Below are 17,265 nucleotides of genomic sequence, written 5' to 3' on the forward strand. Positions count from 1 at the left end.
AAAATTGTAGAATATGGTAAAAATGGTGTGTTGTAGTAATGCCTGCAAGGTATAGCCAGCTTGTTACCCTTGTTTTACCACATCTTTACCCTACCGTTAATTTACGAGCCGCCCGCCACACTTCCAGAGTCCAACTATATCCATTTCAACACATTACAAATAATCCGCTAACAATTATTCATTTTTCAGTAAATTAGAATACAAGCGATTGCCTTTGTTTAGCAGGACTATCATAGTATGGTTGGTCCTGGTCACCAGCACCCAACCACTCCTATCGCAGCAAAAGTCAGGCGTAACCACCACCTATTTCGACTTCTGCGGCACCCCATTGCATTTCTCCTTCAACCCCACTGATACAAGGTCAGTCCCCTGCACGCCTTCCGGGCAAAACATTATCGATTTCTATGAAGAAGCCAGCGATGGCCGGTATCAACCTGTGGTGGATGCATTACTAACCTATAAAAAGGAGCATCAGCCTGCCGATTGGCTGTTTTACCAGCTTATCCGGAAAACCGCTCAGCTAATCAGCCCCAAGGCCGACGATTATACGCGTTACACACTCTATAAATGGTTTCTGCTGTTGCAGACAGGGTATGATGCCATGGTCACCCTGTCGGGCGACCGCATCCTCTTCTATGTCCGCAGCGACGAAGAAGTATACAATATCCCCACGCGTACCAGAGACGGTCAGCAGTACGTCTGCCTCAACTACCACGACTACGGGACCATCGATTTCTCCCGGACCCAGTTTACGCCGCTACTGGTGTCCCGTCCGGGCGCAAACAAGTCATTTTCATATAAGATCACCAACTTACCGGAATTCCCCACCCAATATTACCAGGAAAAAGACCTAAGCTTCAACTATTATAACAATGACTACCATTTTAAGGTCAAACTCAATCCACAGATCATCGCACTATTCAACAATTATCCGGCGGTGGGATATGAAGCACAATTAAATATCCCGTTGAGTAAGGAAACGTACGGATCGCTGATCCCACTGCTGAAGACGAATATCAAAGGCATGTCTACCAAAGACGGGGTCGACTACCTCATGCGGTTCACCCGGTATGCCTTCCTCTTTGAGGTGGACAGTCGCAGTTTTGGTGGGGAAAAAAGACTGTCTCCGGAGCAAACCCTGTTATACGACCAAAGCGACTGTGAAGACCGGGTCGCCCTGTTCTTCTACCTCGTCAAAGAGATTTACAACCTTCCTATGATCGTATTGGCCTATCCCAAACACGTCACCATCGCCGTTCAGTTCGATAAACCGCGTGGCAAAACTATCGAATACAATGGCAGCAAATACTCCGTTTGCGAGCCCACCCCCCAAAAAGAAGACCTGCCCATCGGCAAAACCATCGCCGGCCTCCGAAAGGTCCCCTACGAGGTCGTATACCACTACGCTCCCCGGTAACTTGTAAAAGAAAAGGCCGCACCATAAAGATGCGGCCATTGTATAATCAGTATGAATGGGATCTTAGAACTTAGTCCAGCCTTTGTGCCAGTTGGCATAAGCTCCAGAAGGAGCAATACCACCCAGGAAGTCAACCTTCTCGATGAAAGGCATACGAGCCGTCAGGATCGGATCTTCGAAGTAAGTATTAGGTTTGCTTGAAGTACCCAGCACCAATGTAGAGTTACCGAAAGGTACCCAATCCGGATTGTTGTAGTCGAACGGACGTGTGTAACGAATATCATCTACATTGGTCAATACCTGGTTTTTGCGGGCTGTTTCATTGAACCAGGCAGTCATCGTTGCTTCGGTAGCGCCAGTGATCTCACCATTGGTGGTGCTAGGCACATACACGATCGGCTTGCGGCAACCAGCGATCACGATACCGCTCAACTGAAGTGTACCGGCAGTGATGTTTTTGTCGGTAGCGGTACCCAATGCTGCACTGATTTCGATACCAGAAGGCCAGCCTACGATAGCGGTATTGAAGATAGAGATAGAAGAGTTTCTTCTGATCTGTGCGGCAGAACCCAGGTAGTTGCTGTTACCAACATTGTTTAAGGAAGCCAGAGGTCCGAAAGCAGAAACGTTACAGAACACTGCTTTAGTTTGGGGGGTGATATTCTGACCGGTAGCATTGTTATCGCTTTCCCATGCTTCAGACTTTGAGATATCGGCAATAGCTGAGTCACGAACGATCAGACCAAACTGAACGGTTCCGCTGTAGCCATTGTCAGAATCGAAATCATCATCTTGTGTTTTGTAAGCGATCAGGTATTTACAGTTTACTGTACCACCAAACCACTCAAAGGCATCGTCCTTGGCATAAGTAACCTGAACGTGATCGATCACCGTTTTTCGACCTACAGCAGCCATGGTAAGGCTATTCACCTCTTTGTCGGGTTGGAACGCATAACCGGCATATTCGATACGAACATAGCGCAATACGCCAGAGCTATCGTTGTCATCAGGAGCAGTACCACCACCGGCCAGTGCATCGCCGTTGGCATTGTTGATACCACCTTCTACTTCCATGATACCTTGTCCACCACCAGTACCTGCGAATGCAGTATTAACGCTGGCTTTACCACAGAGCACAATACCACCCCAGTCGCCCGAAGCAGGGTTGGGAGAATTGGAAGTAAATACGATCGGCTGGTCAACAGTACCGTTGGCCACCAGTTTGGAACCACGGCTAATTACCAATACAGCTACTTCAGAACCTGAATAAGCACCTTTGATCGTAACACCTGGCTCGATGGTCATCGTGTGATTACCCACCACATATACTTTATCACTCAGAATATAAGTATTGCCTTTGCGAAGTATAGTATCGGCATCGATACGGCCCTTCAGGGTATAAGTTGTGCCACCAGTACCACCATTGCCACCACCCGGCACAATGATCACTTCTTTTTCTCCGTCCATCTCGATTTTACGGCATCCTGTGATAAGAAGTGCCGAAAATGCGGCGAGGAAAAAAATCTTCTTTTTCATATTCTGTTATTTGTATTTTAAAGAGATTATAATATTGAGTAGTTAAAGTTCACACTGAAGGAAGAGCCAAAGCGGCGCGTAAAGCGGAAAGGATCGCTGCCTTTCTGAAAGCTGTCTTTACCACCGGCATTTTGATAGAAGTATTGTGTCTGATTCAGAATGTCAGTTACGTTCAACCGTACTTCGCCCTTATTCTTCAACAGTTTCTTGGCCACCTGAAAATCAAGTACAGCACGGGGAGCTTCAAAGATATCCGGAGAACCTGCACCCGCCGACTTATCACCTACCAGATAGATACGCTCGCCGATCTGGTTAAACAACAAAGTAGCGTTCAGCCCATGCTTTTGCAGGTCGTAGTTCAACCCCAGATTGATCAGATAAGGAGACTGGCCCTGCATAGGACGGTCAATGTCGATACCAGCAATATTGGCCTGAACCCGGCTTTTGATATAGGCCGCATTGGCCGAAAGGGTAAAATTTTTCAGACCGGAAATAAAATCGAGCTTTTTACGGAGTTCCACTTCAGCACCATAAGAATGGGCCTTATCCGTGTTCTGGAAGTTGAAGGTGCTCGCACCGCCACTCCCTTCGTTATAGATCTGTTCGATGGCGTTGTCGAAGTTTTTGTAGAATACACCAAATGTAATGGCCTCTCCAGCTCTTGGATACAATTCGTAACGCAGGTCGGCATTGGTGGCCTTCGTACGTTGCAGATCAGGATTACCCTGTACAGAAGCGTTCAATTCGAAATCGTACAGGTTGAGGAAAGACAACTCACGCAACTCAGGCCTGATCACGGTCTGTGAACCCGACAGGCGGATATTCGTCTTGTCATTGAGTTTGTAGGTAGCATTCAGACCAGGCAACCAATCCAATACTTCGCTATGCGTATGACGGGGATCGTATTTCTTCACACTGCCGATCAACTGATCGTAGTTCTCCACACGAACACCCCAAACCACCCGAAGCTTTTCAGTCAACAGATTATCGAACTGAATAAACCCTGCATTGAGGATGGTATTGGCGAGGTAGCGGAACGAGTTACCCTTGATCGCATCGAAAGCAAACAGGTTGCTGATAGGAGAACCATCTCCAAAATTCTCCGGAGCGAATATCTTATCTGCAGGTAAAAGACGTAGAGAAGCATTATCGCGGGGAAGATAGTTGGCAAACAGTTTGGCATCATACAAACGATCCTTGATCTGCAGCATGTAACCCCCTTTCACCGTCTGGCGTTGGCCAAACAGATCGAAGTTGTACGACAGATCGCCGCCGGCTGTATAAATATAGTCGCTCAGGTTCTGGAAGATGCGGCTGCCACTTTCCTGAGAAAGAGAGTTACCCGTCAGCAGGCTGTATGGATTGGTAGTTCCCGTGTTACGGGTATACACGATACGGCGTTGATCAGGAATATAACCATCCAGAATGTTGAAGGAGCCATACCATTTGAACCGGAGCGATGGCAGGATGCTGTGCTCGCCGGCCAACTGTGTCGTCCAGAAAGTGTTTTGCTTGAAGTTGATCTCAGATCCGATCACGTCGTTGGTCCGATCGAAATCCTGACCACTACGGCTGGTAAAGTAATTGGAAGAATTGACGTTTACAATCGATTTTACTGACACCTTATTACGTGGATCGATCTGCAGGCTAAGGCTACCGATGGCACCCGCCAACACTTCCTGTGTATAGCGATCATCATCGTAAGTATAGTTTTTCGAAACAGCCGAGCCCATGATGCTCACGCGCTGGTTCATCATGTCCACAAATCGATTCCTTTTATTATAGGTAACACCGAAAGAACCACCCAGGGTCTTATTGTTAAAGACCTTGGTAGTAAATCCGCCATTGGCCTGGAAAGAGATATCGAGAGGAGCATTCTGGGAAGTAGCGGTCCAGTTGTTGCCCATTTGCTTACCCATCGCCGTTTTCTCTGCTGGTGTCAGGATGTCGAAATTCGACTTGGTCGTATAACCCGGAGGCAACCCCCTGGTACCATCGTCGATACCCAGCCAATCCCATTTGCCGCCTTTGGCTTTATAAAAATCCTTACCGATCGTTTGCGTGTTGAATCCGGTACCGATCTGGACGTTCAGGAAGTTTTGAGAAGGAATGTCCTTGGTATTCACCTGGATCAAACCACCCGCCCACTCACCAGGATACTCTGGAACAAAGGCTTTGTTGATAACGATGTTATCGATCATCGGCGCGGGGATCAGGTCAAAAGAGAAAGTCTTACGATCGGGCTCTGTGCTGGTCAGCAGGATACCGTTCAGCATCGCCTGGTTGTAGCGGTCGGCCAAACCACGAACGACCAGGAATTTACCATCCTGCAAGCTCGCACCGGGTGTTCTTTTCAATACGTCACCTGTATTACGGTCGGGTGAACGGCGGATCGTTTCTGCAGAAACCACGGAGGCTACCGTACCCGTGTTCTTTTGGAAGGCGATCACCGCATTCACAGACTCCATACGGGCAGAGGTACGACGACTGGTAACAGTAACTGCACCTAATTCAGCACCGCCACGCTCCATCATGATGGACAGGTCATTGACCTGGTTGGCGGTAACTTCAACGTCGTTCACTACCTTGGCGGCGTAACCTACAGCCGTAAAAGTCAATTCGTATTTTTTGCCAGTAGAGAGAGTGAGTGTGAAACGTCCTTCCACATCTGAAGTGGTTCCTCCGGTGGCACCGGTGATCTTGATAGATACACCCTGGAGGGGTTCATTTTTACTGTTCAGGACTTTACCGGAGATCTTACCCGTTTGCGCAAAAGAAACTAAAGCTACAAATAGAAAGACCACTAACAGGGTGTACTTTTTGCTCACAACAGCTTATTTAATGTGGGGGCAAAAGTATCAGCACCATATTATCGCTGTATTACTGCAATGTTAAGGAATCATTAACTGCGCCTTTCTGCAGGCCCAATGTTAACGCAATATTACCCCAGCATGAAGGCAATGTTTCCTTAATGTTACCAATTGGTCAAAGAAGCCTTGAATCAGAAGAATTGTCCGTTTTTTGGTAGGAGAATACTAAAACCTGTATTGCATCCTGCAGGTGAAAACATTTGACTGCAGGTTGTTGATAAAACCTGCCGTCCGGGTACGCTCATTGTTCACGATATCGTACCAAAGCATGAACTTGAGGTGATCGTTCAGGTAATAATTGTAGCCAAAGCTCCAGGTGTCGTAGCGAATATCAGCGGCATTTAAGTTGTTATCCGGACCGCCAATCTCTGTCGCTTTCACTTCGGTGTTAGGATCGTACCAATCATACTTGACACCTACCTGGTGTTTTCTATTGACGATATTTTGGAGAAAGTAAATAAAGGCCCCGTCAAACTTTCTTATATAATACGGCACATCCAATAACAATCCCGGAGTAGCCGTTTCGTTGGCAGTAGCCGTTTGTGTTCCCCACCAATATTCGCCCCGCAACTCAGTAAGGCCCCACTTGTGTTTTAGTTTCAATTGCAGATCAGCGCCATGGTATTTGCGCGGAGCTTTGGCATGCAGGTTGGTTTCAGAAGAATCAACGGCAAAATATTTTGTCCCATTCGGCCGTGTACGGGTGAAGTACTCATACTTGGTATTCTGAATAAGGCCGCCATCGAGCACCGACACCCCGGCAGAAAGAGACAACCGGGAGGTCAAAGGCACCGGCTTAAGCGATAATCGTCCGATCAGATCTTTGTAGCTGTCAAATTCATTGGGCCCCGTAAGTCCCTGCCCGTTGAATAAACCAATGTCCAGTTTGAAATAACGTAAAGGGTGATTCTTCACCCGTGCGTCGAAACTCGCCATCGCGCCCAGGTCTCGTTCATTGCGCATCAGGATCTGCGACATCCTACCTCTTTCAGGCGACTCACGATCAACAGAAGAAACGTTCACCTCAAACCCGAAAGGGCGGGGAAACATACCCACCGTCAACTGCATCAACTGCCACTTGTTCTCGAAAAAACGCCCCCAGAAATCCCTGATCACCACGCCCCGTTCAGTTCCATCGAACTGAAACACAAACTGAACACCAGGCTGGCTTTTGTCGTTAAAGCGGGTATAGTCGATCCGTATCCGCCCCCGGCGCAACATAAACCGGTTATTCGACTGGGGTGCAAAATCACCACCATTGTAGGTGCTGACACCTTTCCGGTCAGCCGCCTGGAACTGCGGCTGCATGTATCCGCTGATGTTAACCCGGTCAAATTTCTTGTACAAATACAGCAATCCTTTACCTACTTCGGAAGTGGTGTCGATCATGTCCATTAAGAACTGAGCTTCAGCTATTTTCGCAGTCAGTAAAATGATAGGAAACATCAACAAAAAGCGGGCACTTAACAATATCTTCATACTTTCATAACATTGCAGCAAAGGTAGTTTCGGAAAAAACTACTATTGTTAAGAAATTATTACCAATTTAGCTCCACTTTAACCGTAGGGTATTAGTTCTATTTTTGCCACCAAATTATAATGGGATATGGGTTTAAACTCAATAATGAAGATTTTCATGCCGAAAGACAAGATCTTCTACTCACTGTTTGAACAGGTTGCTGTAACAGTGGCACAGATGGGCAAATTGATGAAAGATGTAGTAACCGAGCCAGACTACGATAAAAGGGCTGCCATTATCGCCCAGATCGAGGATATGGAGCATGTGAATGACGACTACACCCATAAGATCTTTACCGAGCTCGGCCGCAACTTCATCACCCCCTTCGATCGGGAAGACATCCACTACCTCGCTACAGCCCTCGATGATATCGCTGATTACATCTTCGCTTCTGCCAAAAAGATCAACTTTTATAAGGTAAACCCCAACGACCAGGGCATTCAGAAAATGGCCGACCTGATCGAACAAGCGTCCGAACAGATCAAAAATGCCGTCTTCGAACTCCGCAACATGCGCAACATGCGGCAGATCACAGATGCGCTGGTAAAGGTAAACAGTATTGAAAACCAGGCTGATGACATCTTCGATATGAGCATCGACCGGCTGTTCGAAACCGAACCCGATGCCAAGGAAGTAATCAAGAAGAGAGAGATCTACCAGGTAATGGAGATCGTGACCGACAAATGCGAAGATGCCGGCAACGTGATCGAATCCATTATCATCAAATACGCGTAGAATATTTGAAAATCAAAGATTTAGCCCCGAAGCTATTGTCAACAGCACCCAATTTAGGTTTTCAAATGCACTCTCTATGACTTTTCTGGTTATCATTATCATACTAGCACTGGTATTCGACTATATCAATGGATTTCACGATGCCGCCAACTCCATTGCGACCATCGTATCCACCAAGGTACTGACACCCTTTCAGGCAGTCATCTGGGCAGCGGTATTCAACTTCGCCGCCTTCTTCATTGCCAAATACTGGATCGGAGAATTCAAGATCGGTATGTCATTCGCCAAATCGATCAACGAGCATTTCATCACCCTACCGGTCATCTTCTCGGCACTGGTAGCAGCCATCGCCTGGAACCTGCTCACCTGGTGGTTTGGTATCCCATCGTCATCCTCACACACCCTGCTGGGAGGTTTCATGGGCGCCGCACTGGCACACGTAGGTGGTTTTTCAGAAGGAGGCTTCACCGTCATTAATTACAAAGTAGTATTACCCATCTTCGGTTTCATATTCGGTGCCCCACTCATCGGTATGTTCGTAGCCCTGGTCATTACACTTATCATTGTCAACCTTTGCCGAAAGGCCAATCCGTATAAAGCAGAAAGCTGGTTCCGCCGCCTGCAGCTCGTATCGTCCGCCCTCTTCAGCCTTGGCCACGGTAGCAACGACGCCCAAAAGGTATTGGGCCTCATCGCCGCCGCCATGGTCGCTGGTGGCAAACTCGACAACGTAGCACATATACCCGACTGGGTTCCCCTGGCTTGTTTCACCGCAATCGGTTTGGGTACCATGAGTGGCGGCTGGAAGATCGTAAAGACCATGGGCTCCCGCATCACCAAAGTGACCCCACTGGAAGGCGTTGCCGCCGAAACAGCCGGTGCGGCCACCCTGTTTTTGACAGAACACCTCGGCATTCCCGTCAGCACCACCCACACCATCACCGGTGCCATCATGGGTGTAGGAGCCACCAAGCGTCTCTCCGCCGTACGTTGGGGAGTCACCATCAACCTGCTCTGGGCATGGATCCTGACCATTCCGGTCAGCGCCCTGCTCGCAGCCATCGTATATTATATAGTACGGCTTTTCGTGTAAGATCCGCACCAATACAATAAACTTTTAACGAATAACATCGGCCGATCGCAATGCGATCGGCCGATGTTCGTTTTATACCATATGTTGCCATCTTGCGTCGTCTTAGGCCTGAAATTGGTACACGAGTGTTCTTTTTTTGGTATTTTGGCAAATAATCAATGACTTTTGCGCATCCATAAACTCATCTAATGAAAGGAATTATCCTCGCTGGCGGATCAGGAACAAGGTTACATCCCATTACGTACGCCATTTCCAAACAGATCATGCCCATCTACGACAAACCCATGATCTATTACCCCCTGTCTACCCTGATGCTCGCCGGCATCCGTGAAATACTCATTATTTCCACCCCCTACGACCTGCCACAATTCAGCCGGTTGCTTGGCGATGGTTCCAAACTGGGCTTAAAATTCTCCTATGCCGAACAAGCCGTGCCCAATGGCCTGGCCCAGGCATTCGTAATAGGCGCTGACTTTATTGGTAACGACCCCGTAGCACTCGTACTGGGCGACAATATATTTTATGGTGCCGGACTCGGCGCTCAACTCGAAAAGAATACCAATCCCAATGGAGGCATCGTATACGCCTACCATGTCAGCGATCCCGAACGTTATGGCGTAGTGGAGTTCGACAAACAAAAGCAGGTACTCTCCATCGAAGAAAAACCACTGCAACCCAAAAGCAACTATGCCGTACCAGGCCTCTATTTCTACGACAACGACGTGGTCCAGATTGCCCGCGACCTGCAGCCCAGCCCCCGTGGCGAATACGAGATAACCGATGTCAACAAAGAATACCTATCCCGCAAACAATTGACGGTTTCCATTCTCGACAGGGGTACCGCCTGGCTCGACACCGGCACCTTCGACTCCCTCATGCAGGCCTCCCAGTTTGTACAGGTGATCGAACAAAGACAGGGCATCAAAATAGCCTGTATCGAAGAGATCGCCTACCGCAAAGGCTTTATAACCAAAGAACAACTCGAAGCAATGGCACAGCCACTGCTGAAAAGCGGTTACGGCCAATACCTGATGAACGTTTTGAAAGAGAAAGCCGAATAGGGCCAACCCAGGCGGTAGATTGCCTGATTAGTGCTAATTTGCGCATTGTACTATACCCGAACAATACCGTACCCCTTACAGCAGTTAATATAACTGGTTAAAACACAAATATTCAAACTGGTCATCGCAGACCACTCACCATTCAGCATAAGATGAGCAAAATTCTTGTTACAGGCGGATGTGGCTATATCGGTTCGCATACCATAGTAGACCTGGTGGAAAATGGATACGAGGTTATTTCGGTAGACAATAACTCCCGCTCCTCCCCCCGCATATTTGAAGGCATCGAAAAGATCACCGGCAAAAAGATCAAAAACTATAAAGTCGACCTCTGCAATTTCGACGACACTTTCGCGATCTTCCAGGAAAACGAAGACATCACCGGTATCATCCATTTCGCAGCCTACAAGGCCGTCGGCGAATCGGTAGAACAGCCCCTGATGTATTTCGAAAACAACCTGGTGTCGCTGATCAACCTGCTGAAATGTGTGCAGGAGTTCAATATTCCCAATTTCGTATTCTCGTCTTCCTGTACCGTATACGGTAACCCCGATAAGATCCCGGTTACTGAATTGACGCCCCCAAAACCTGCTGAGTCCCCGTATGGTTACACCAAACAAATGGGCGAGCAGATCATCAACGAATTTTCCAAAGCCAACAGCAGCCAGTGCGTACTGTTGCGCTACTTCAACCCCGTAGGTGCACACCCTTCTATCCTGATCGGAGAATTGCCCATCGGACGGCCTGCCAACCTGGTGCCTGCCATTACACAAACGGCTATCGGCAAGCTGCCCCTGATGCAGGTGTTCGGCGACGATTACGATACACGTGACGGCTCCTGTGTGCGCGACTTCATCCATGTAAGCGATATCGCACACGCCCACACCCTGGCCATCCAGTTCCTCGAAGCTGGTAAGAACAGCAAACGCTGCGAAGTATTCAACCTGGGCAGCGGCAATGGATTCACCGTGCTTGAAACTATCAAGACCTTCGAAAAAGTCAGTGGCGTAAACCTGAACTATGTGATCGGCCCCCGCCGTCCTGGTGATGTGATAGCCATTTACGCCAACAACGACTTTGCCGTAAAAACCCTTGGCTGGAAGTTGAAATACTCGCTGGAAGACATGTTGCTCACTGCCTGGAAATGGGAGCAGCGTCTCAAATCAGACGAAAAATTCTACCAGAGCAAGCCGGCCGACCTGAATTAATTAGGAAGGATATATATTTGCACCATCAAATTTTGACCATGCTGAAAGATATACAGCCCACCGGGCAAAAAGATACAAGAAGCGGATTTGGCGACGGTATTGCCGAAGCTGCGCGTAAGAATCCCAACATCGTAGCGCTGACAGCCGACCTCGCAGGGTCTTTGAAGCTGAACCAGTTCATCAAAGAATTTCCCGAGCGCTTCGTACAATGCGGTATCGCAGAAGCCAACATGATCGGTATCGCTGCTGGCCTTACCATCGGTGGCAAGATTCCTTATACAACAACCTTCGCCAACTTCTCCACCGGCCGCGTATATGACCAGATCCGTCAGTCCGTAGCCTATTCTGGTAAGAACGTGAAGATATGTGCCTCCCACGCCGGTCTTACACTCGGTGAAGACGGTGCTACCCACCAGATCCTCGAAGACATCGGTATGATGAAGATGCTGCCCGGTATGACAGTGATCGTTCCCTGCGATTACAACCAGACCAAGGCTGCAACCCTCGCCATTGCCGACTATCAGGGCCCTGTTTACCTCCGTTTCGGCCGTCCCGTATGGCCTATCTTCACCAAAGTAGAAGATTTTGTGATCGGTAAAGCCCAGGTATTCTCCGAAGGTACAGACGTATCCATCTTCGCTTGCGGACACATGGTATGGAAAGCCATCGAAGCAGGTGTTATCCTCCAGGAAAAGGGCATCAGTGTAGAAGTGATCAACATCCACACCATCAAGCCTTTCGACGAAGAGGCTGTACTGAAATCTATTTCCAAGACCAAATGTGCCGTTACTGTTGAAGAACACAACATCATCGGTGGTCTCGGAGACTCTGTAGCGCAAGTGGCTGCAAAGCACCTGCCCATTCCCATCGAATACGTTGGCACCAACGATACCTTCGGCGAGAGTGGCACTCCCACCCAGCTGCTGGTTAAATACGGTCTGGATACCCCACACATCGTAGCAGCAGCAGAAAAAGTAATGAAGAGAAAATAATTTCCATAGTGCTGATAGCACAAGAGAAAGCCTCCTTTTCGAAAAAAGGAGGCTTTCTTATTTAGTCTATACCAAGACAGTTGTTCTGTTACTTATCCCAGAATACCAGCGATTGAAAAGGATTGATCGTACCCTGCTTGGCCACTTCCTCACCATTACCGGAGATCTCGGACTGGCGGTAGGTCAGGCGTTTGGGGCGATAAGCTGGATCAGCATTCGGACTCGCCAAAGATTGTGGCAGGGCAGTGGGAAAACCCAGTCGACGATAGTCGTTCCAGGCCTCGATGCTGCTGATGCTGTTGAGCGCCAGCCATTTTTGCTCTATGATGCGTTCGACCTTGTTGGTCGCCAGATCATAGTTGACCGCAGGCTGCGCATTGTAAACCGCAAAGCCGGTCACAGGTGTCTCAAAGTATTTGAACGACTCCTGGATACCAGTTTCATACAAAGCCTTCGCAGTTCCATTCGTCCAGCCACGCGCGGCGGCCTCCGCCTGCAGAAACAAACTTTCCGCATAACCCATCAGTAAAGTACCCGCAGTAGCCGACTTGAAAATAGCGCCTGCCTGGTTGCCATTCTCACCGGGCCCCAATAAGGGAGACGTATTGTTCATGCTGTATACATCATCATCGGATCCTAAAGGAACACCGGTGTAGTCTCCACCCGATTTAGGCTTTGCATAGAGCTTCGCCAGGCGGGGATCACCCAATGCTTTATAGGTATTCACGACAAAGGCAGTCGGTCGCAGGGTATTGTAACCCGCCGTCAATGCACCTTGTGGATTCTTGTAGTAACTGTCCCAGAAAGGATTTTGCTTGCCAGCCGTAAGCAGGTAGCCGGGATTCACCACCGCATTGGCATCCAGGTAGCCACTACCCTGTGCATTGATCTTCGCGATCTCCGCCGTCACATAGGCGGTATTACCGGTTTCACTCAGGCGCAATAGGGCGCGCAACTTAATGGTATTGGCAAACTTGATCCAGCTGGCCAGCGTACCTTTAAACAGCACATCATCAGTGCCCGGCTTTTTCGACAATACCGCCGCACCTTGAATATCCACAATACCGGTCGTGATCAACTCGATAGACTTCTGGTAAACCTGCTGACCTTCCTCAAAACGAGGAGTGGAATGTACGGTTCCCTGCACCGCGTCGTCGAAAGGAATATTGTTGTACAAATCCACCAGGCGCATGAAATGCCACCCCTGCATGATTCGCGCGATGCCGGCATAAGCAGCATCACCGCCCGCGGTAGCTTTCAACTCGATATCGCGGTAGTTGGTGATGATCTTATAAATATCCTCCCAGAAAGGGCGGCCATCCCGGTCGAAAGACATGGCTTCCACACCATAGGTTTCTTCCAGGCGAAACAAACTGACCGTAGAAGGTCCATCTACCGCCTTGGCCCAATAACCCGTCCATACCGCCCCCAGCTGGTTCAGAGAGCCATTCTCGATATTGACCGAGCTAACCAGTGCATTGGGAAGCAATTGTTCTACCGGCACGTTGACCGGGGCATTCGGGTTATCATTCACATCCAGGAACTTTTTGCAGGAGGTAAGCGACAAGGCCGTAAAAGCAACTATTATGATTTGATATATCTTTTTCATGATCTTCTTTCAATGAATGTTCTGATGAAAACTGTTAAAGCTATGCTGCGGCTTAGAAACCAACCTGCACGTTGAAACCCACCATGCGGGTAGGTGGCAGGTGACGCCAGCTCAGGTAACCTTCTCCATTACCACCCTGGTAAATGAACTCAGGATCGTTGTAAATATTAGCCTTGTTCCAGATGCTGAACAGGTTACGCCCGATCAGTCCAACAGTTGCGTTCTTCACGATCTGTTGGCCACTCAGCCACCTCGCTGGAATGGAATAACCAATGTTCAGCTCACGTAACTTAAAGAAGTCGGCACTCACCGCATAGTTGGATTGTACAGGGCCCACAAAGTTGGCCCAATAGTTACGGTCGCCATTGGTCTTTACCGTGGTGTTTGGTTCAAACTTGCCATCTGTCGTCTCGATCACCGAGTTGGGGATCACGAAAGACTGACGATCGTATTGCGTAGTCAACGGGCTCGTACCGTCGCTGATCATACGATTGGCAGCTTCAGAATACATGATCGCACCCATACGCCAGTCAAACTGAGCGCCTACATGAAAGCCTTTGAAATCAAAAGCCGTGTGGAAGCCCAGCTGCCAGGGCGGCGTGCCCGTACCGCCATTATACAGTTCGGTAGTAGCCACGGGATTGCCGGTTGTTTTATCCACGATCACCCGGCCTTGCGGATCACGTCTGTAGTCAGTAAACAGGTAAAGGTTATAAGGCTGGCCTTTCACCAGGTAGTTCTGGCGGAAAATAAACAGCCGGTCGAGTTCACCGTAGATCTCTTTCACCTCGCTCACCAGGTTGGTAGCAGTAATACCAATATTCCAACGCAGGTTGCGCTTGCTGATCACATCACCGTTCACGTTCAGCTCGATCACCCGGTTGCTCACCTTGAAGGCATTGGCCCAGGCCTCCGCATAACCAGTCGATCCGGGGACCGTAGTTTGAATGATACCGTCTGATGAGTTGGAGTGTACATAGGCAGCCTCTACGTTCAGGCGATTGTTGAAGAAGGCCAGTTGTGTCCCTATTTCGAAAGAAGTTACAAACTCAGGCTTGAGGTTGGCATTGGGATAAGTAGTGCCCAGGGTATAACCCGGTTGGTTGCCAAACGGGAACCCGTTGGTCTGGCTATAGGTGTTCTGCAGCGCATAAGGCGACAGGCCACCGACGTTACCCGTTCTGTTGTAAGACGCATATACCTTACCATACGAAATCGACTTGCTTTCCTTCAATGCTTTGATCGCATCGGTGAAGATGAATGACGTGCTGACACCAGGATAGAAATAAGACTGGTTGTCGGGATTCAACACAGACACCCACTCGTTGCGCCCGGTCAGCGTCACAAACAGAAAGTTATCGTAGCCAGCTGTAAACTCCCCATACGCGGCTACCTGGCGGTACCGGGTAATAGAAGAGGAACCACCCAATTCACCGGTACGATTGCCGGGATTGAAGAGGTCAGGTACCACGAGGGCAGAAGCGCTTAAGTTGACAGCCTTCGTTTCGTCAGTACGGATATTATTACCTACCAGCAAACGCGTAGAGAATTTGCCAAAAGTTTTCTCGAAATTCAGGATCAGGTCACTGTTGAGGCGACGGAAATCGTTGGAACCATCGTTGACACTGCCCGCGATATTCGTACGGCCGGCCGTGGTATAGGTAAACTTACCAACCGTAGCCCTTGACTGGGCATTGCGGTTGTAAAGCCCTACCCGATAGATCGCATTGAGCCAGGGTGCAAAACGATAGCTCAGCTCCACATTCGCATTCAGCGTTTGCTGCTTCGTTTCGGTGCGCTGGTTGGCAGCATTGAAGTAAGGGTTGGGTTGATTGGTGCTGAACCAGTAATTCGGGTTCGCATACAAATTATTCTGCCAGTCTTCTACTGCACCATAAGGAATATTGGAGGGCAGCCTGTACACGGTAGACCAGGGTTCGCTGGGCGTGATATCGTTCTTGTTCAATACATAGTTGATATTGTAAGCAGCCTGCAGCTTGCCAAATTTGCGGGTACCATTGAAGCGGGCACCTGTCCGGCGGTTCTTATCGCCCGGAACAATCCCCTTGGTATAGACATCTTGCGCAGACAGGAAGAAAGTAGAACGCTCGTCACCACCAGACAGAGAGATATCGTTTTGAGTGGTCATGCCCACATCAAAGAAATCTTTGCGGCCATCCTTGATCCCCTCATACGGCAGCTGCCATTGAGAGCCGTCGGGCAGCGCACCACCCACATTCTTCATAGAGCCATCGTATGTAGGTCCCCACGATTGGTATTGCGTGGGATTGTAAACACCGTTGAGTCCCATGCCATATTCATTTTGCTGGTCGGGCAGGCGCATGACCGACTCGAACAAAGTAGTATTGGTGTAATTGATCACCTGACGGCCATTACGCCCCTTCTTGGTAGTGATCATCAATGCACCATTCACCCCATCAGAACCATACACCGCAGCGGCATTGGCGCCCTTTAGCACGTTGATGCTTTCAATATCATTGGGGTTGATGCGGTTGATATCCGGAACCGGCACACCATCCACCACGTACAAAGGCGCGTTGTTACCATTGTGCGAGCGGATACCACGCAGGTTCACCTGCACATCGGGATCCACTTTACTGTCAAACATATTGATCCGCAAACCAGACACCTTACTCGCCAAACCCAGGATCGGGTTGACTGGTCTAGCCTGGTTGAGTTCCTGCGTACGGATGTTCTGACTGGCAGTACCCAGCTCCCGTGCAGAACGCTTGATACCCAATGCGCCCGTCACGATCACCTCCGACAATTGTTCACCGGTAGGTTTCAGCAGGATCACGAGGTTATCAGCCGCTTTTACTTCCAGCGTCAGATAACCTACAAAGGATACGATCAGTACATCGCCCGTTGCCGCAGCAATGGCAAACCTGCCATCCGTTTGTGTAAGGGCTGTTTGCTTCTTATTTTTGATACCAACACTGGCACCTTGCAGAAAGGCGTCGCCGGTAGCATCTTTCACCAATCCCGTAATGGTTCTCTCCTGGGCCGATACCCATAAGGAGGAAGCCATACAGAACAACATACTCAAGTAGATCTTGTACATAATTGCCTTTTATTATTTGGTCATTTTTTTCCGACCGCAAAATTCAAGGCAGCGCGTTTTGTACAAAGGAGAAATAACTACGCAGAAAGGAAAACAAGCCCGCCAGATAAGAGCCGCATTAGAATATGGCCTTTTAGCGTCAT

11 protein-coding genes are annotated in these 17,265 nt (G+C 49.0%); 6 read left to right on the forward strand and 5 right to left on the reverse strand.

Annotated features, from left to right (window positions below; all coding sequences use genetic code 11):
• Nucleotides 1-214: 214 nt before the first annotated feature.
• Nucleotides 215-1,417 carry a hypothetical protein gene (locus P2W70_RS05305; protein ID WP_276480396.1) on the forward strand — a complete coding sequence of 401 codons (1,203 nt, stop codon included), beginning with the start codon at nt 215-217 and terminating at the stop codon, nt 1,415-1,417.
• 63 nt (nt 1,418-1,480) lie between these two features.
• On the opposite strand, the gene P2W70_RS05310 is transcribed toward P2W70_RS05305, so the two are convergent.
• The 3 genes from P2W70_RS05310 to P2W70_RS05320 all read right to left on the reverse strand — a co-directional run bounded on the left by P2W70_RS05310 (nt 1,481) and on the right by P2W70_RS05320 (nt 7,302).
• Nucleotides 1,481-2,953 carry a hypothetical protein gene (locus P2W70_RS05310; RefSeq protein ID WP_276480397.1) on the reverse strand — a complete coding sequence of 491 codons (1,473 nt, stop codon included), beginning with the start codon at nt 2,951-2,953 and terminating at the stop codon, nt 1,481-1,483.
• 26 nt (nt 2,954-2,979) lie between these two features.
• Complete coding sequence (locus tag P2W70_RS05315; RefSeq protein ID WP_276480398.1) at nt 2,980-5,781, reverse strand: TonB-dependent receptor; 2,802 nt, start codon at nt 5,779-5,781, stop codon at nt 2,980-2,982.
• A 207-nt stretch (nt 5,782-5,988) separates the two neighbouring features.
• On the reverse strand, nt 5,989-7,302 hold the full coding sequence (locus P2W70_RS05320) for a porin (RefSeq protein WP_276480399.1): 1,314 nt from the start codon (nt 7,300-7,302) through the stop codon (nt 5,989-5,991).
• Between the two features lie 145 nt (nt 7,303-7,447).
• Between P2W70_RS05320 and P2W70_RS05325 the strand changes: the two genes are divergently transcribed.
• The 5 genes from P2W70_RS05325 (at nt 7,448) to P2W70_RS05345 (ending at nt 12,431) form a co-directional block, all read left to right on the forward strand.
• On the forward strand, nt 7,448-8,077 hold the full coding sequence (locus tag P2W70_RS05325; protein WP_275824880.1) for a DUF47 domain-containing protein: 630 nt from the start codon (nt 7,448-7,450) through the stop codon (nt 8,075-8,077).
• A 76-nt stretch (nt 8,078-8,153) separates the two neighbouring features.
• Entirely contained in the window at nt 8,154-9,170 is a 1,017-nt protein-coding gene (locus tag P2W70_RS05330) for an inorganic phosphate transporter (RefSeq protein WP_276480400.1), read from the forward strand.
• Between the two features lie 188 nt (nt 9,171-9,358).
• On the forward strand, nt 9,359-10,231 hold the full coding sequence (rfbA, locus tag P2W70_RS05335; RefSeq protein WP_276480401.1) for a glucose-1-phosphate thymidylyltransferase RfbA: 873 nt from the start codon (nt 9,359-9,361) through the stop codon (nt 10,229-10,231).
• A gap of 152 nt (nt 10,232-10,383) precedes the next feature.
• Nucleotides 10,384-11,439, forward strand: coding sequence for a UDP-glucose 4-epimerase GalE (gene galE, locus P2W70_RS05340; protein WP_276480402.1), 1,056 nt, complete (start codon nt 10,384-10,386; stop codon nt 11,437-11,439).
• 38 nt (nt 11,440-11,477) lie between these two features.
• Nucleotides 11,478-12,431 (forward strand): transketolase family protein, encoded by a 954-nt coding sequence (locus tag P2W70_RS05345; protein WP_276480403.1) that lies wholly within the window; start codon nt 11,478-11,480, stop codon nt 12,429-12,431.
• Nucleotides 12,432-12,519: 88 nt separating this feature from the next.
• Here the strand turns inward: P2W70_RS05345 and P2W70_RS05350 are convergent, their stop codons facing one another.
• Together P2W70_RS05350 and P2W70_RS05355 are read right to left on the reverse strand one after the other, a co-directional pair.
• Nucleotides 12,520-14,040, reverse strand: coding sequence for a SusD/RagB family nutrient-binding outer membrane lipoprotein (locus P2W70_RS05350; RefSeq protein ID WP_276480404.1), 1,521 nt, complete (start codon nt 14,038-14,040; stop codon nt 12,520-12,522).
• Between the two features lie 52 nt (nt 14,041-14,092).
• Entirely contained in the window at nt 14,093-17,122 is a 3,030-nt protein-coding gene (locus P2W70_RS05355) for a SusC/RagA family TonB-linked outer membrane protein (protein WP_276480405.1), read from the reverse strand.
• Between the last annotated feature and the right edge of the window lie 143 nt (nt 17,123-17,265).

Origin of the sequence: Paraflavitalea pollutisoli, assembly GCF_029360705.1 — a bacterium.
Taxonomy (GTDB): domain Bacteria; phylum Bacteroidota; class Bacteroidia; order Chitinophagales; family Chitinophagaceae; genus Paraflavitalea; species Paraflavitalea pollutisoli.